This window comes from Bacillus sp. SIMBA_074, assembly GCF_046534555.1.
In the GTDB taxonomy this organism is placed as follows: domain Bacteria; phylum Bacillota; class Bacilli; order Bacillales; family Bacillaceae_G; genus Bacillus_A; species Bacillus_A mycoides.
On record NZ_JAWRYM010000025.1, the window covers coordinates 24712 to 41605 of the forward strand.

The 16894-nt window shown below is 37.2% G+C and carries 13 protein-coding genes; 4 read left to right on the top strand and 9 right to left on the bottom strand.

Features of this window, described 5'->3' with window-relative positions:
* From moaD to moaA, 5 genes are read right to left on the bottom strand one after another with little or no spacing between them, the layout of a single operon-like run.
* Window positions 1–234 (bottom strand): molybdopterin converting factor subunit 1, encoded by a 234-nt coding sequence (gene moaD / locus SB773_RS22025; protein ID WP_215577016.1) that lies wholly within the window; start codon window positions 232–234, stop codon window positions 1–3.
* Window positions 231–701, bottom strand: a complete 471-nt coding sequence (locus SB773_RS22030; protein WP_113734575.1) for a molybdenum cofactor biosynthesis protein MoaE — start codon at window positions 699–701, stop codon at window positions 231–233. The genes moaD and SB773_RS22030 overlap by 4 nt, the downstream gene beginning before the upstream one ends.
* A gap of 44 nt (window positions 702–745) precedes the next feature.
* On the bottom strand, window positions 746–2035 hold the full coding sequence (locus tag SB773_RS22035; protein WP_410592088.1) for a molybdopterin molybdotransferase MoeA: 1290 nt from the start codon (window positions 2033–2035) through the stop codon (window positions 746–748).
* 43 nt (window positions 2036–2078) lie between these two features.
* Complete coding sequence (locus SB773_RS22040) at window positions 2079–3092, bottom strand: molybdopterin-synthase adenylyltransferase MoeB (protein WP_410592090.1); 1014 nt, start codon at window positions 3090–3092, stop codon at window positions 2079–2081.
* 17 nt (window positions 3093–3109) lie between these two features.
* Window positions 3110–4123 carry a GTP 3',8-cyclase MoaA gene (moaA, locus tag SB773_RS22045; RefSeq protein WP_410592092.1) on the bottom strand — a complete coding sequence of 338 codons (1014 nt, stop codon included), beginning with the start codon at window positions 4121–4123 and terminating at the stop codon, window positions 3110–3112.
* A gap of 376 nt (window positions 4124–4499) precedes the next feature.
* Between moaA and SB773_RS22050 the strand changes: the two genes are divergently transcribed.
* Window positions 4500–5192, top strand: coding sequence for a Crp/Fnr family transcriptional regulator (locus SB773_RS22050; protein ID WP_016120121.1), 693 nt, complete (start codon window positions 4500–4502; stop codon window positions 5190–5192).
* Between the two features lie 118 nt (window positions 5193–5310).
* Here the strand turns inward: SB773_RS22050 and narI are convergent, their stop codons facing one another.
* Genes narI through SB773_RS22070 form a run of 4 tightly spaced genes read right to left on the bottom strand, consistent with a single transcriptional unit; the run spans window position 5311 to window position 11716 of the window.
* Window positions 5311–6000, bottom strand: coding sequence for a respiratory nitrate reductase subunit gamma (gene narI, locus SB773_RS22055; RefSeq protein WP_131246649.1), 690 nt, complete (start codon window positions 5998–6000; stop codon window positions 5311–5313).
* Window positions 6001–6017: 17 nt separating this feature from the next.
* Entirely contained in the window at window positions 6018–6548 is a 531-nt protein-coding gene (gene narJ / locus SB773_RS22060) for a nitrate reductase molybdenum cofactor assembly chaperone (RefSeq protein WP_002031591.1), read from the bottom strand.
* 19 nt (window positions 6549–6567) lie between these two features.
* Entirely contained in the window at window positions 6568–8043 is a 1476-nt protein-coding gene (narH, locus tag SB773_RS22065; RefSeq protein WP_410592095.1) for a nitrate reductase subunit beta, read from the bottom strand.
* Complete coding sequence (locus tag SB773_RS22070) at window positions 8033–11716, bottom strand: nitrate reductase subunit alpha (protein ID WP_410592097.1); 3684 nt, start codon at window positions 11714–11716, stop codon at window positions 8033–8035. The genes narH and SB773_RS22070 overlap by 11 nt, the downstream gene beginning before the upstream one ends.
* A 710-nt stretch (window positions 11717–12426) precedes the next feature.
* Between SB773_RS22070 and SB773_RS22075 the strand changes: the two genes are divergently transcribed.
* The 3 genes from SB773_RS22075 to SB773_RS22085 are packed head-to-tail and all read left to right on the top strand — an operon-like array spanning window position 12427 to window position 16828.
* Window positions 12427–13389 (top strand): AAA family ATPase, encoded by a 963-nt coding sequence (locus SB773_RS22075; RefSeq protein WP_341024188.1) that lies wholly within the window; start codon window positions 12427–12429, stop codon window positions 13387–13389.
* A complete protein-coding gene (locus SB773_RS22080; RefSeq protein ID WP_410592100.1) occupies window positions 13389–14603 on the top strand; it encodes a DUF58 domain-containing protein in 1215 nt (404 codons plus the stop codon). The genes SB773_RS22075 and SB773_RS22080 overlap by 1 nt, the downstream gene beginning before the upstream one ends.
* Window positions 14600–16828 (top strand): transglutaminase TgpA family protein, encoded by a 2229-nt coding sequence (locus SB773_RS22085; RefSeq protein WP_410592102.1) that lies wholly within the window; start codon window positions 14600–14602, stop codon window positions 16826–16828. Before SB773_RS22080 ends, SB773_RS22085 begins: the two co-directional genes overlap by 4 nt.
* Window positions 16829–16894: the final 66 nt, after the last annotated feature.

Sequence of the window (16894 nt, forward strand, 5' to 3'; positions counted from 1 at the left end):
TCAACCACCACTTACTGGCGGAATCATTGCTACTACATCGCCAGTTTGAATAATGTCATCCTCATTTGCATACTCTTCATTTACGGCGACCATTATCTCGTTTGAAATCGCTACGCTGTATTTCTTAATGAGAACTTCCTTTAGTTCAGTAACCGTAATATTTTCACAATCTATGTGCAAGGCAGGTTTGCTTGCTTCTTCTTGCAAATGTGCAAATAATAGCACTTCAATCATGTTCTCATCTCCTTTTCAGGCTCGCCATTTACATATGCTACTTTCTCTGACTGATCACCTATCCATGACTCACCATCTTCCCAAAACTCTTTCTTCCAAATCGGAACAATTTTTTTTATACGCTCCATAATATATTCATTCGCCTCATAGGCCGCTTTCCGATGTGGTGTAGCAACAGCGACAACAACAGCAAAACCAGAAATTTCCAATGTACCAATGCGATGTGTAATTGCTACATATGTCCCAGGCCACTTCTCTTCTACTTCATTACCAATTTTCTCAAGCTGTTTTTCCGCCATTGTTTTATATGCTACATACTCTAAATATAGCGTACGACGTCCTTTCGTAAATTCTCTGACGGTACCAATGAAAGTAGTAACCGCACCACACTCACACCGAATTACTTTGTTTGTAACTTCTTCAATTGAAATAGGTGTATCAATTACTTCATAATACGTATGTGTCATTTTGCACCTCTTACCTTTGTATAAGTTAGCAATCTATTTTTCTATTACTTGTATGATCGAAGTGGTTCTTTCCACGGCCACTCACTTCCTATGTTCGATTCCAATAATAATACCGAAACAATTATTCCTGCTTCAAATCCTCTCGTTCCTCCCGGCAGGGCGATAAATGCATTCGCCTCTACAAGTGAAGAAATTGCACTAGAGTTATCTAAACCAACTGGTGTAGCTTGCAATTTTCCATCTACACTTTCCACTTTCCCTCGTACAAAACGAGTAAATGGGTTTGCTTTTGGAAAGTCTTTCTGTAAAATTGCTTCTGCTCGATATACGTGCGGATCTTTTCTATGCAAATATGTTCCAATGACTGGCCGAACATATAATTCACATCCGACATAACAAGCTGAAGGATTACCAGATAGACCAAATAATAGTTTTCCTTCTAGCTCAGCTACAGTTGTCACACTTCCTGGTCGCATCGCTATTTTGTTGAAAAGTACATTAGCTCGTAATCTCTCATAAATAGCAGGTAAATAGTCATAGTCTCCTACCGAAACGCCACCAGTTGTAATTAAAATATCGACTTCTTTTATTGCTCTTTTTACGGTCTCATAACACGTCTCTAAATCGTCAGCAAATTGTCCATAATAGCGTACAATTCCACCTGCTCGCTCAATTTGAGCAGTAATCATATAGGAATTACTATTTCGAATCTTCCCCGGTTTAAGCTGTTCATGTACTTCTAAAAGTTCACTTCCTGTCGCTACAATTCCAATAACCGGCTGTTTTACAACATGTACGGAACTATAACCAAACGTAGCAAGAAGCGCCGCTACTCCAGGGTTAATAGAAGTCCCTTTTTTCACAAGTATGGCATTTTGTTTTACATCTTCTCCTTTAAAAGAAATGTTATCACCAGCAGCGAAAGAGCGTTTTAATTTCATATAAGTCTTTTCTTTTTCTTCAAATCCTTCCGTTAGCTCTAACATAACAACCGCATTACATCCTGCTGGAATTGCAGCTCCTGTCATAATACGTACAGCTTGAAATGCTTTCACCTCTTCTCTAAAAACAGAACCTGCCCCGATCTCACCAATCACTTCAAACTGAATCGGGTTACTGCTATTTGCTTCTTTTGTATCTTCCGCGCGAATCGCAAACCCGTCGTACGGAGAGCGATCGAAATGCGGGACATCATGATCTACAATAACATCTTCTCCAAGCATTCTACCGTAGCTGTCTATAAGAGAAACCTTTTCTATTTCACCTTGATGAGCATACTCCATTATGCGTGCAACTGCTTCTGCTACTGGAATTGGTTTACGTTTTTCTAGCATTCTTTTTTCACCTCGTTTTGATAAGGATAAACTCTCTTTCTGTTCATCCTATATATTTTGCGTATAATCGTTTTGCCATTTTTACATTATTTGTCCCATGAATAAATGCCCTACCGTCTGTAAATAAAACAAAACGATATTCATCTACTAGAAACGATAGTAAATATGGAGTTTTTTTGACACTCACGCTTTTTTGTAAGCGCTTTTGAACTTCTTCTAAATTAAGAACTCGCTTTATCCCTGGACGGATTTGAACCGTATTCCTTCCGCATAGCACTTCTATTTTTATCTGTGCTTCAAATGTTAAACTTGGATACGTTCGTGATTTCCCACAAGATGGACATGTACTTTTTTTCTGCCTGTTTACTTTTAATGAGATACATTGATTGTTCCAAATATCAAATGATAACATTGTTCCTCGCAACGCCTTATAATCGTCCACCAATATTTTCATCGCTTCTGTTACTTGGTGAGCAACTACCATTTGTACAGCTGGCTGAATAATTCCTGCTGTATCGCATGTTGCACCACCCATAGGATGATCCATTATGCAGCGAAAACATGGTGTTTCCCCCGGAAGAATTGTATACGTTACACCGTAACTCCCAATACATCCACCATATATCCAAGGTATATTTTCTTTTTGTGACATGTCATTTATAAGTAGGCGCGTATCGAAATTATCAGTCGCATCTAAAATGAGATCCACTTCTTTTACTAACTCTTCCATTTCTTGCATTGTAACATCCGTTACAACTGGTACAATTTCCACTTCAGAATTAATCTTTCTTAAATGTTCTGCCGCTGCAATTGCTTTTGGTTTACACTGCTGTGCATCTTCTTCTGTATATAACTGTTGCCGCTGTAAATTACTCCATTCGACGTAGTCACGGTCAGCAATTGTCAATTTCCCAATCCCCATCCTAACGAGCGCTTCCGCATTTGCAGCTCCTAGTGCACCCGCACCGATTAGGAGCACATGCTTTTCTCTTATTTTTCTTTGTCCCATTTCACCAATTCCAGAAAACAATACTTGCCTAGAATAACGCTCTTGCATAGGGAATCCTCCTTTCGCTATCCACCAATATAAGACATTTCAACTTTTGGACGTTTATTTGTACTTTCAGCCGTTCTTTCATCCGAATACCGATCTGTTCTGCACTCCCATGTATGTTGGAGAATTTTTAATAATGAAGCATCAGAAATATTTTCTCGAAGAAGCGTTCGCAAATCGGTTCCTTTCGTTCCAAATAAGCACGTAAAAAACTTACCGTCTGCCGAAATACGAGCTCTCGTACAAGAGGAACAAAAAGATTCAGAAACAGAAGTAATAAATCCAACTTCTGCATCGCTCCCTACATATCGATACAATTTCGCAACTTCTCCAAAGTAACGAGGTTTAACAGGCTCAATCGGATATACACGATTAATTTTCTCTATTAATTGTTCCTTCGTAATAACTTGTTCAAAGTTCCATCCGTTCGTACTGCCCACATCCATAAATTCGATAAAACGAAGCTGAATTTCTTGTTCTTTAAAATAACGAGCCATAAGAAGAATTTGACTATCATTCATCCCTTTTTTTACGACCATATTTACTTTTACTTCTAATCCAGCTGCTTTTGCTGCTTCAATTCCTTTCAATACAGGTTTTGTACTTACATTTCGTCCATTAATTTTTCGGAAGACATGATCTTCTATCGCATCTAAACTAATGTTTACACGTTTTAATCCCGCTTCTTTTAATGCCCTTGCCTGTTTTGCTAAATGAATACCGTTTGTTGTGAGTCCAATATCCTTTAAGCCTTCTAGCTTTGCAAGCCTTACAATTAACTTCGGTAAATCTTTACGCAATAAAGGTTCACCGCCAGTAAGTCTAATTTTATTAACACCCATACTTATATATAATCTCGCTAACCTTTCTATTTCATCGAACGTTAATAAAAACTCTTCCTGTAAAAAAGCATAATCAGGTCCGAACACTTCAGCTGGCATACAGTACGTGCACCTAAAATTACAACGGTCAATAACTGAAATACGTAAATCTTGAAGTGGCCGCTCTAAAGAATCTTTCATCTTCTCGTGCATCTATATCCCTTCTTTTCTACTGCAATCATTAGTAAGCTTTCAAATTTTTTATTTGCCTTCATTATAAAAAAGAAGCTACATATTCAATGTGACTTTTCTCACATTACTTTCCCCATTCAAAAATTCTTCACAAATCCGTTCGAATTTTGTTCACATCTCTAGTCCCATTCTCTTTACATACTAAAATTTCTTAAACTAAAAAACTTATATTCGTATAATATAAACCCTTACTATAAGTAGCTTTTTAGACATTTAAGGTCGTTTTTCCTTACGGTCATTGAAATTTTACTTTATTTTCAAAAATATCTCTTGCAATTTCATCATGATTACATCCAAAATAAGAAATATACTGCTTATAAGAAGAAAGGTGATTGCTGTGGCAAACAGTACGGCATTATCCAAAGATTTAAAGGAGTTACTTTCATCTGTTGAATATAAAATGCAAATCAATAAGGGGAGTTTTATTTTTCAAGAAGGTATGGAAGCAACAGAAATTTATATCATTCACTCTGGAAAAGTGCAAATCAGTAAACTTAGTGCTGACGGACAAGAATTAACACTTCGCATTTGTTCACAAAATGATATTATTGGGGAATTAACATTGTTCACGGAAAATGCAAGGTATTTATTAAATTCAAAATGCCTTGAAGATGTTGAAGTAGGCGTTATAAAGCGTGAAGCCTTAGAAAAAGCATTACTCCAAAAACCCGCTCTTGTATTTGAATTTATGAAATGGATTAGTGAACATTTAAGAAGAATGCAAACGAAGTTCCGAGATCTAGTATTACACGGCAAAAAAGGTGCCCTATATTCTACTCTCATTCGAATGACAAATAGTTATGGTGTGTTAAAAGAAAATGGGATTCTCATCGATTTACCATTAACGAATCAAGAACTTGCAAACTTCTGTGCAACTTCGCGTGAAAGCGTAAATCGAATGTTAAATGATTTGAAAAAAAAAGGTACGATTTCTATTCATAAAGGAAAGATTACAATCCATGATTTACAATTTTTAAAATGTGAAATTGCTTGTGAAGATTGCTCTGCCTCTGTTTGTAGCATAGAGTAGCATCTTATTTAGATGCTACTCTTTTTTTCTTGCATACAGTTATTTCCTAAAAAAGACGAGGCCTTCCATTAGACCTCGTTTCATGTTAGTTGCTAACTTCTATTCGTTTACTGTGGCATTATTTTTTCAATTCATTAGGAATACGTCTTCTGTAAATCACATAACTACGGCTTAAGTATTTAATTGGGGCACTAAATACATGGACAAGTCTAGTAAATGGCCATACTGCGAATAGACCCATACCTGCAATTATATGAATTTTAAACCATACTGGTACTTCCGTCATATATTCAACTTTCGGTTGGAAAATAAAGAGACTTCGGAACCACGGACCGATTGTTGTACGATAATCAAACCCTTTTGAGTCGATATTTAAAAAGGTTGAAGAAAGTCCCGCTAGCATTACGATTAGTAATAAAATAAGCGCAATATAATCTCCCCTTGTACTCGTTGCAATGATGCGTTTTACTGTTACACGGCGGTACGTTAATATAATTAAACCGATGATAGAAGCAACACCTGCCGGAAGCCCGAAACTAATTGCTACTACATGATACATATGCTCAGAAATACCTATTGAACGGTATACAGACTCTGGAATTAAAATCCCCATAACATGACCACCAATGACGAACATGATCCCAAAGTGGAATAATAGACTTCCGATTCGGAGCATTTTCTTTTCTAATAGTTCACTAGATTTTGACGTCCAGCCAAATTGATCATAGTTGTATCTGAAAATATGTCCACCGATAAAGATTGCAAAAATGATATAGGGAAACAATACCCATAGAAATTGATCCATCATTTTGACAACTCTCCTTTCTAATTTGCCTGTACACCCCATGTATTGATAGCGAGTAGAACAGCGGCGAGAATTGGTTCATACATACAGTTTGCTTCTTTTAATTGCCCGTGCAACGCTTGTATATTTTCCGTGTATTTACTCATAATTGGCTCGCTATCTTTTTCATTCGCGTTTGCAAGAAACTCAAGTAGAAGCGGTAAATAATCAGGTAGTTCTTTATCTGTTACGTTAAAACCAGATTTTTGATAATGCTGTTTTAACTCTAATAATTCAATTCCACGCTCTCTTTGTTCACCTGTTTTCATGTAGGTAAGATACATATTTGTCTTCTTTCCAAAGTCGAATGTATAGACGTAAGAATCAATAAGTTGATTGTCTGTTTTATTTAGCGCTTCTTTTATAAATGTTGTAAGTGATGCTCTGATTTCTTCCTGTTCAATTTCTTGAATCTCTTCCTGTAATTCTAGTAAAGCTTCCCTCCAACCTAGTTCAGGATAGGAGAGAAGAAAAGAAGAACAAGAAAAAGCTGTTTGTAAACTTTGTTTCATAGTTTTCTGCCCCCTTTTTTTAAGAAATTGTCGTACAAGAGCCTGGCCCACCTGCGAAAGATAAACCACAACTTCCTTGTTCGCTATATAAATCTGCAACTTGTTCGCGGTGAGACGTCGGGATAACAAAGCGATCTTTATATTTCGCAATAGCAAGAAGACGATACATATCTTCTACATCCTGTTTCGTTAAACCTAGTTCTTTTAATACAGCTTCATTTGGTTCTTTATTAATTTGCAAAGCTCTCATATGCGTTCGCATAACAGCCATTTTTTTCAATGTTAGACGAATATGGGATTCATCTCCTGCAGTGAGTAAATTCGCTAAATATTGAATTGGAATACGCATATTATCAATAGCAGGGAAAATCTCTTCTGCTTGCCAGTTACTACCTTTCCCCTCCACCATGTTCATAATTGGGCTAAGCGGCGGGATATACCAAACCATTGGCATTGTACGATACTCTGGATGAAGAGGTAGAGCGATTTTCCAATCGATAATCATTTTATAGATTGGTGACTCTTGTGCCGCTTTAATCCATTCTTCAGGAATCCCTTGTTTTTTCGCTTCAGCTGCTACTTCTGGATCATTTGGATCTAGGAAAACAGTAAGCTGAGATTCATATAAATCTTTTTCATCTTCAACAGACGCCGCTTCTTTTACTTTATCAGCGTCATATAGCATTACCCCAATATACCGAATACGTCCTACACATGTTTCAGAACAAATTGTTGGCATACCAGCTTCAATACGAGGGAAACACATTGTACATTTTTCAGCTTTATTTGTTTGCCAGTTAAAATATACTTTTTTATACGGACAAGACGATACACAAAATCTCCATGCACGACATGCATTTTGATCCACAAGAACAATCCCATCTTCTTCACGTTTATACATCGCACCCGATGGACAAGAAGAAACGCAAGATGGATTCATACAATGTTCGCAAATACGTGGTAAATACATCATAAAGACATTTTCAAAATCCGTTTTAATTCCTTCTTCCATTTTCTTGACGTTCGGATCTTGTAACCCTGTTATATGTCCGCCTGCTAAATCATCTTCCCAGTTTGGACCCCATTCAATTTTGTCGATAAATTCACCCGTAATTGCTGATTTCGGACGAGCAACTGGTTGATGCTTACGCTGCGGGCTATTTGTTAATGTTTCATAATCATAGTTCCAAGGTTCAAAGTAATCATCAATTGTTGGTTGATCTGGATTGTGGAAAATATTCATAAGACGCTTCATTTTCGAACCGGATTTCAGCTGAATTTCACCATTTTTCAATTCCCAGCCGCCTTTGTATTTCTCCTGATTTTCCCATTGTTTCGGATAACCAATTCCAGGTTTCGTTTCTACGTTATTGAAGTACATATATTCAGCACCTGGACGATTCGTCCAGGTGTTTTTGCATGTTACGCTACAAGTATGGCAGCCGATGCATTTATCTAAGTTCATTACCATTCCGACTTGCGCTTTAATCTTCAAGCCAATCTACCTCCTTCAGTTTACGGATTACAACGTTTAAGTCACGCTGGTTCCCAGTCGGACCATAATAGTTAAATCCATAGCTTAATTGGCCATATCCACCAATCATATGTGTTGGTTTAACGTGAATACGGGTTGGACTATTATGTGTTCCCCCGCGGGTGCTTGTTAATTTCGTACCAGGCACGTTAATGTGACGATCTTGCGCATGATGCATAAATGCCATCCCCCTCGGTATACGGTGCGTTACAACAGCACGTGCTACGACTACGCCGTTACGGTTAAAGCATTCAATCCAATCATTATCAGCAACACCAGCTTCATTCGCATCATCTTTATTCATCCAAACAGTTGGACCACCTCTAAACAGCGTTAACATTGGCAATGAATCGAAGTACATACTATGAATCGACCACTTATTATGCGGTGTTAAATAGTTTAGTGTAATTTCTTTCCCTTCTACTTCAGGGCGTGATTTACGGAATGGTTTATGTTGCAGTATTGGTTTAAATGTTGCCATCGTTTCGCCAAATTCTTTCATCATGTCGTGATCTAAGTAGAAAGATTGTCGACCAGTTATCGTTCTCCAAGGGATGAGACGTTCAACATTTGTTGTAAATGGTGAGTAACGGCGTCCACCTTTTTCAGAACCCGTAAAGGCCGGAGAAGTAATTACTGTTTTAGGCTGCGCTGTAATTTGTTCAAATGTGAAGCATTCTTCTTCACGTTCTTCTGCTAAGTCACGTAGTTTTAAATCGGTTTGTTTTTCAAGCGCTTCCCATGCTTTTACCGCCATATGACCGTTTGTTGTAGAAGAAAGTGTTAATACCGCCTCAGCAGCATTAATTGCTTCTTTTATGTCTGGGCACCCCTTCGCAATAGAATCCGTTCGAACAACTCCTAATCGACTCTTTAATTGCTCATATTCTTTTTCTGCCGACCAAGAAATCCCTTTCGTACCAATCGGTTGTTTTCCGGTATTTGGTCCAAGCGCTGTCATCTTGTCATAAATCGTTTTATAATCCCTTTCGACAACATGAATTTGCGGCATTGTTTTACCTGGGATCGGTTCACACTCACCTTTGCTCCAGTCTTTAATCTTACCTAGTGGTTGCGCTAATTCTTGCGGTGTATCGTGAAGAAGTGGTGTTGCAACGACTTCTTTCATTGGTTCAAGATCGATTTTCTTCGCTAAATCTGACACAGCTTTAGAAAGAGAGGTGAAAATATCCCAGTCAGAGCGTGCTTCCCACGGTGAACCGATTGCTGGATTAAATGGATGCACAAATGGATGCATATCCGTACTGCTTAAATCATGCTTTTCATACCAAGTTGAAGCAGGTAAGACGATATCAGAATAAAGCGCCGTTCCAGCCATACGGAAATCTAAATTAATGAGTAAATCTAACTTCCCTTCAGGTGCATCTTCATGCCACTTAATTTCTTCTGGTCTTAATGAGTCACTATCGTCATTCATTAATCCGTTTGTTGTACCTAATAAATGTTTTAAGAAATATTCGTGTCCTTTACCGGAACTTGAAATTAAGTTTGCACGCCATACGAATAAGTTACGCGGGAAGTTGTTTTTATTATCTGGGTCTTCAATCGCAAATTTCAGTTCTTTTTCTTTTAGTTTTTGTGCAACGTATTTTCCGATTTCTTCTTGTGTTGTTGCACCAGCAGCAACAGCTTCTTTATATAATTCAATTCCATTCTTCTCGAATGTTGGATAAGAAGGTAACCAGCCAAGTCGTGCTGCTAATACGTTGTAATCACCGTGATGTTGATAACGAGAGTTGCCCTCAACTGGTGATGCTAAATGTCCAACAGGTGTATCTTCATAACGCCATTGATCTGTTACGAAATAGAAGAAAGATGTACCGTTTTGTAATTTCGGTGGCCCTTGCCAATCTTTCGCCATCGCGATTGTTTGCCATCCTTCTGCTGGTCGTAATTTTTCTTGACCAACATAATGTGCCCAACCGCCGCCGTTTACACCTTGTGCCCCAACAAGAAGAACAAGATTTAAAACTGCGCGATAAATCGTATCAGAGTTAAACCAATGGTTAATACCAGCTCCCATAATAATCATCGAGCGGCCATTCGTATCAACTGCATTTTGCGCGAACTCACGAGCAATTTGAATAATAAGCTCTCGTTTTACTCCAGTCATTTTCTCTTGCCATGCAGGTGTAAACGGTACATCATCATTGAAATCTTTCGGTTCTTGCCCGCCAAGACCTCGGTTCACACCGTAATTTGCTAACGTTAAGTCATATACAGTTGTAACGCACACTTCGCCTTCTTCTGTCATAACTTTTTTCACTGGAATTGTACGTTCTAATATTGTATTTCCATCATCAGAGAAGTATGGGATTTGTACCGTTCCAACATTATCTTCCATTCCAAGTAAAGAAAGACGTGGATCAATCTTTTCACCTGTTTCTTCATCTTCTAAACGTAAGTTCCATTTCTTTTCGTTATCCCAACGTGATCCTATTGTGCCGTGAGGTGTTGCAAAATCTTTCGTGTTCTCGTTCCAAAGAACAGGCTTCCATTCTCCTAACTTTGTTTCACGTCCAATATCAGTAGCATTTAAGAAACGATCAGCGACGAATTGATCTCCTTTTTCTTTCAATGTGACAAAGAAAGGAAAATCAGTATATTGCTTCGCATACTTTGTGAAGTATTCTACTTGATTATCTACGTAAAATTCTTGTAAGATCACATGCCCCATTGCCATCGCAAGTGCACCGTCTGTACCTTGTTTCACACTAATCCAATCATCCGCAAACTTTGTAGACTCGGCAAAGTCAGGACTTACAGAAACGACTTTCGTTCCTTTATATCGAACTTCGGCTAAAAAGTGTGCATCTGGCGTTCTCGTCATCGGTACATTTGAACCCCATGTCATAATGTAACCAGAATTATACCAGTCACTACTTTCTGGTACATCTGTTTGATCCCCCCAAATTTGCGGAGAAGCTGGTGGTAAATCCGCATACCAATCATAGAAGCTAAGCATTGGTCCACCCATAAGTTGCATAAAGCGGCTACCAGCTGCATGACTTAACATCGACATTGCTGGAATTGGTGAAAAACCAACATTTCGGTCTGGACCGTATTTAATTACTGTGTATAGTAATGAAGCAGAAACGAGTTGTAATACTTCATCCCAATTCGCACGAATGAATCCCCCTTTACCACGCGCCTGCTTATACGTACGTGCCTTTTCAGGGTTTTCCACAATGCTTTTCCAAGCATCTAATGGTGACTCGTTATTTTGTAGTTCTTCTTGCCACATTTCCCAAAGCACACCACGTACATATGGATATTTCACACGAAGCGGACTATAAATGTACCAAGAAAAGCTCGCTCCACGCGGACATCCTCGTGGTTCAAAATCAGGCATATCAGGACCTGTTGTTGGATAGTTAAGCTCTTGACCCTCCCATGTTACAATTCCATCTTTCACATAAATGTTCCAGCTACAAGAACCAGTACAGTTCACACCGTGTGTAGAACGGATTACTTTATCATGCTGCCAACGCTTTCTGTACACATTTTCCCATTCACGATCTTCATATGTTTCTTGTGTATGATTATCGTTATAACGATCTATTGGTGAAAAATATTTTAAACGTCTCATTAATGCTGAAGGTCTCTTCTTCATACTGTTCACTCCTTTAATACGTCTCTCTTACATACCCTTACTATAAGAGAGGTTTTAAAATACAGATGTGACATTTCGCACAGTTCAAGAGATTGTCATAAATTCATTTGGAAATCGGTTTAAGGAGAAACATTTATAAGTAAAGATTACTTTGTTTTGTTGTGAAGATTTCGGTCAGCGGTGGGCTTATTAGGAGAATAGTATTTGGAGGATTCACCTTTTTTTGCATAAGAAAAAACGCAGGAGAAATTCCTACGTTTTTATATAAATATATTAAAAAGAGTTTTGATACTACTTCAATAATGCTATAAGGAATTTACTTTTCTGCAACGATACTATTATCAAGACATATTTTATATAAAGTGAAACTTTAATCAGCCCGCAAATAGAGGGATAAAACTACAAATCATTATTTACTGTATTGCCCTTAATTACGGAAACAATTATACTAGATGTTATCTACATGTATAATCTGAATATTCATAAAATTACGAGTAGGATTTCCTTTGGGAACATAGAAATTATAAAGTATATCACCATGATTTTTTAACATTTAAGTTTTTCCTATTTATATAAGTTCTCAATATGAACTTATATAAACCATTCCTACTTACCTCTTAGATTACTATTATACTGCATTAAAATGAAGGAACTCCTTTTCTTTAACATAAAAATGAATTAGAAAAGATAATAAAATTAGGAGGATTACGATGCCCCAGCTTGATTCATTACATCCCATAGTAGAAAAAATAATCACCAATATTGAAAAATTAATGGTCGGAAAACGAAAAGAAACACTCTTAGCTTTGACAGCTCTTTTAGCTGAAGGTCATGTACTATTAGAAGATGTTCCCGGTGTCGGGAAAACAATGCTAGTACGTGCTCTTTCTAAATCCATTGATGCCGATTACAAGCGTATTCAATTCACACCTGATTTACTGCCGTCAGATGTAACAGGTGTTTCTATTTATAATCCAAAAGAACTCCAATTTGAGTTCAAGCCTGGACCGATTATGGGGAATTTTGTACTTGCTGATGAAATTAATCGTACATCTCCAAAGACACAATCTTCCTTACTTGAAAGTATGGAAGAAGGCACTATCACAATAGATGGCATTACAAGATCGTTACCAAAACCTTTCTTTGTAATGGCTACACAAAATCCGGTCGAATATGAGGGAACATATCCTTTACCAGAAGCTCAGCTCGATCGTTTCTTGTTGAAGCTAAGAATGGGATATCCTACACCAGAAGAAGAATTTGAAATTTTAAACCGGATGGAAAAAACAAACCCACTCTCCCATTTACAAGCTATTACAACAATCAAAGAATTACTTTATTTACAACAAAGCGTACGGGAAGTAAGCATGGACAAAGCAATCAAGCATTACATTGTAAAGCTTGTTAGTCAGACTCGTTCTTATAGTTCTATACAGCTAGGTGCAAGTCCACGCGGCTCAATCGCTTTAATGAAAGCTTCACAAGCTTATGCATTCATCCATGGCAGAAATTATGTTATTCCAGACGATGTTAAATTTTTAGCTCCTTACGTTTTAGCTCACAGACTCATTCTAAAAATGGAAGCAAGATTTGAAGGAATAACAGGAGAACAAGTTATCGCCAAAATCGTTGCACGAACTACCGTGCCGACTCAAAGGACGAAAAACCTTTGATGAAACGACTACTACGAGCACTATATCACGTTACGAAGTTATTGCTAATACCTTTATGCCTAGTCTTAACATTTGTGTACGCTATGCTTCAAGGAGGATTTGTAAGTTGGTTTTTGTTTTACAGTACGATTCCTATTGGTCTTTATTCACTACTACTTCCCTTCTACGCTTTACGAGACGCTGAAGTAAAACGAATAACAAACCAAAATGAATATGCAGCAGGAGAACAATTTTTAAGCACTATTACAATAAAAAGAAGATTTCCTTTTCCCTTACTTTATTTAATTATAGAAGATGAACTGCCATCACAATTTACAAATTTTAGACAAACGAAGGTGAATAAGGTAATACTCTTTCCAGGATTGAAACGAAATATTTCGTTTCAATATGCAATTGACACAATCCCTAGAGGAGAGCACACTTTTTCAAGCGTACGTGTCAAAACTGGTGATCTATTCGGAATGATGGAGAAAGAAGTAACTTTTTCAGTTCTAGATACATTTTTAGTCTATCCCCAGTATGTAGCTATAACGTATCGACAATTGGAAAATCATTTCGAACAAGGAGCGCTTTCAGCAAATATAAATTTAGCAAAGGACTCTACAATTTCTGTCGGTGTCAGAGAATATAAGCCTGGTGATCGCTTTTCATGGATTGATTGGAAAGCAACTGCACGAACAAACAACATTATGACGAAAGAGTTTGAACAACAGCGCAGCCATAATATCATGATATTTATGGACAGAACTGAGTCCCCTCTATTCGAATCAGTCGTAACATTTTCCGCCTCTATTGTAAGGGCTGTCTTGAAGCAAAATTCACCAGCGTCATTCGTGTCTGTCGGAAAAGAACGAACTTTTTTCCCTTTAGACAATGGAGATAGTCAGTTACAACAAATCTTTTGTCATTTAGCGAAAGTACAAGCAGACAGTGTATTCCCGCTCTCCCGGAGTGTAGAAATGGAATTAAGAAAAATTTATGAGCCCGTAACGATTATACTCGTAACAAGCGATCTTTCTCCCGATATTCAAAAGACGGCTGACTTTGCTGCTATAAAAAACAGAAAATTAATGGTGTTTGTCGTGAAAGAAAAAGCAAATCAACTCTCACATCGAGAACTAAGTATTCTAGAAACTCTACAAAAACGAAAAATATTTGTAAATGTGGTTTATGGGAACCGGTATACAAACGTGTTTTTTGAGGTGAGCAAATGATAACATTACGAACAAAATACAAATGGGATATGAGCAGATTCTTCATGCATGTATGTGCACTTCTACTTTTACTAGAATGGCTAAGACCCCTTATAGGTATTACAAACGTAGGTAGATTAGATATTTTTGTAATATTTATAGGGATTTGCTTCACTCTCTCTTTTTTTCAAACAAGGTGGCAGATTCCAATAAAGATCGTCACGATCTTATTCATCATTCATTTCCTGTATTATAAAAATGCTTTTATAAATCCATCTTGGCTAACAAAATTTTTTGCTGATATTTCTCGAAATTCCTCTCTGTTTTTCCAGGGGGATTTGCTAGATATTTCTCCAGTTTTTCCAACATTATTATTTTTTCTATCATTTTGGTTTTTGAGTTCTTTCAGCTCTTTTTGGGTTATTCATAAAAAACGTGGGTTGTTATTTCTTGCATTGACTATTATTTATATCACAACTTTTCATAACTTACATTTATACAATGCAAACTACGCTATTATTCGTACTGTTGTCATCGGCTTTTTTATACTTAGTCTTCTTCAAATAGAACGAATAAAAAAGATGGAACACTTACAAAATTATGCTGGAGCAATCTCAAAATTACTTAGACCTCTTACAATATTTATTGTATTGTCAGCAACCATCGCATACTTTGCTCCAAAATTTGGCCCTCAATGGCCAAACCCAATGGATTTTTTGAAATTCAACACATCTGAAGCAAGTAAAGAACAAGAAGTTTCTAAAATTGGATATGGTTTATATGACTCGCAATTAGGTGGCCCTTTTAAGGCCGATAATACAATTGTTTTTACAGCACAAACGCAAAACAAACAATATTGGAGAGTAGAAACAAAAGATTTTTATACAGGAAAAGGTTGGGATCTTTCTGAAAATCGAAAAAAAGTTTCTTTTAAAAATAAAAACGACGTCGTGAGCTGGTACGAACCAAATACAAAAACGGAGATAACTGAGGCAACAATCACCATGCAAAAAAGTTATCCTCACCTTACCTATCCAGCAGGATTAGTATCAGTTGAGGCTTCTTCTGATGTATCATACAGCGTTGACCCATTTTCAGAAAAAATCTATACGATGCAAGGAGACTCTTCTACTACTTTAAATTCGTATAAAGTAACATATGAGATTCCGGAGTTTTCCATAGAAAATTTGAAATCTGTAAAAACGAATGAAGGTCATGAAACAAGTCCTTATTTCATGACAAAGTACACACAACTTCCCGAATCATTACCGCAGCGAGTAAGAGACTTAGCTGTTAATCTTACAAATGATAAAGGCAACCGATATGACAAAGTATTAGCTATTGAAAATTACTTCACAGACAATTCTTTTGTATACGAAACAATGAATGTCTTATACCCTGCCAAAAACCAAGACTATGTAGATCAATTCCTTTTCGATACAAAAAGCGGCTACTGTAATAATTTTTCGACGTCTATGATCGTGTTACTTCGTTCTGCCGGGATTCCCGCTCGCTGGGTAAAAGGCTATACAGAAGGAACTCTGGAGAATACACTTGCTAGTACAGAAGGTGAGAATGTTTATACAATCGCGAACAATAACGCACACTCTTGGGTCGAAGTATATTTCCCAGGATACGGATGGATTCCATTCGAACCAACAAAAGGATTTACCAATCCCTATAATTTCACAAATAATACTCCTGCTTCTACTTCACAAAATAACGAAGTAAATAATTCTAATAACGAGCCAATACACCAACGGAACAATGAAGCAAAGCTCAAAAGTTTAATAGAAAATACAGAAGAAGCCTCTACTAAAAAGATCACAAATTCCAAAAATGATTTTTCTTGGTGGTACGTATTCCTCTCTACGATACCGATTAGTATCATCGGATACATTCTCTTCACCACTAGAATGAAATGGATTACATTTTTTATTATTCTTTTCTATAAATACCGAAAAGATGATGCTGTTTATCAAAAAGCTTACGGTGCACTTTTAAAACAATTTGCGAGAATCGGCATACCACGGGGTGAAAGTCAAACATTCCGAGAATACGCTCTCCACATCGATACACTTTACAATTCGACCGATATGCAACAACTTACTTTCAGTTATGAGAACGCTATGTATCAAAAGGAACAGGCCGCAGCCGAATGGAAGACATCCGTACACTTATGGGAAGTGCTTATGAAAAAAGCAGCTTCTCTGCCTAAATCAAACGACTACGATAGAGTGATTTAATCTTGATAATGTGAGTTTAAAGAAAACACCTCAAAGAGCTACTTTGTTCTTTGAGGTGTTTTTTAG

Coding starts and splice junctions, on each gene's coding strand:
- moaD (WP_215577016.1), bottom strand. CDS start 234: ATGATTGAAGTGCTATTATTTGCACATTTGCAAGAAGAAGCAAGCAAA.
- SB773_RS22030 (WP_113734575.1), bottom strand. CDS start 701: ATGACACATACGTATTATGAAGTAATTGATACACCTATTTCAATTGAA.
- SB773_RS22035 (WP_410592088.1), bottom strand. CDS start 2,035: ATGCTAGAAAAACGTAAACCAATTCCAGTAGCAGAAGCAGTTGCACGC.
- SB773_RS22040 (WP_410592090.1), bottom strand. CDS start 3,092: ATGCAAGAGCGTTATTCTAGGCAAGTATTGTTTTCTGGAATTGGTGAA.
- moaA (WP_410592092.1), bottom strand. CDS start 4,123: ATGCACGAGAAGATGAAAGATTCTTTAGAGCGGCCACTTCAAGATTTA.
- narI (WP_131246649.1), bottom strand. CDS start 6,000: ATGATGGATCAATTTCTATGGGTATTGTTTCCCTATATCATTTTTGCA.
- narJ (WP_002031591.1), bottom strand. CDS start 6,548: ATGAAACAAAGTTTACAAACAGCTTTTTCTTGTTCTTCTTTTCTTCTC.
- SB773_RS22070 (WP_410592097.1), bottom strand. CDS start 11,716: ATGAAGAAGAGACCTTCAGCATTAATGAGACGTTTAAAATATTTTTCA.
- SB773_RS22075 (WP_341024188.1), top strand. CDS start 12,427: ATGCCCCAGCTTGATTCATTACATCCCATAGTAGAAAAAATAATCACC.
- SB773_RS22080 (WP_410592100.1), top strand. CDS start 13,389: ATGAAACGACTACTACGAGCACTATATCACGTTACGAAGTTATTGCTA.
- SB773_RS22085 (WP_410592102.1), top strand. CDS start 14,600: ATGATAACATTACGAACAAAATACAAATGGGATATGAGCAGATTCTTC.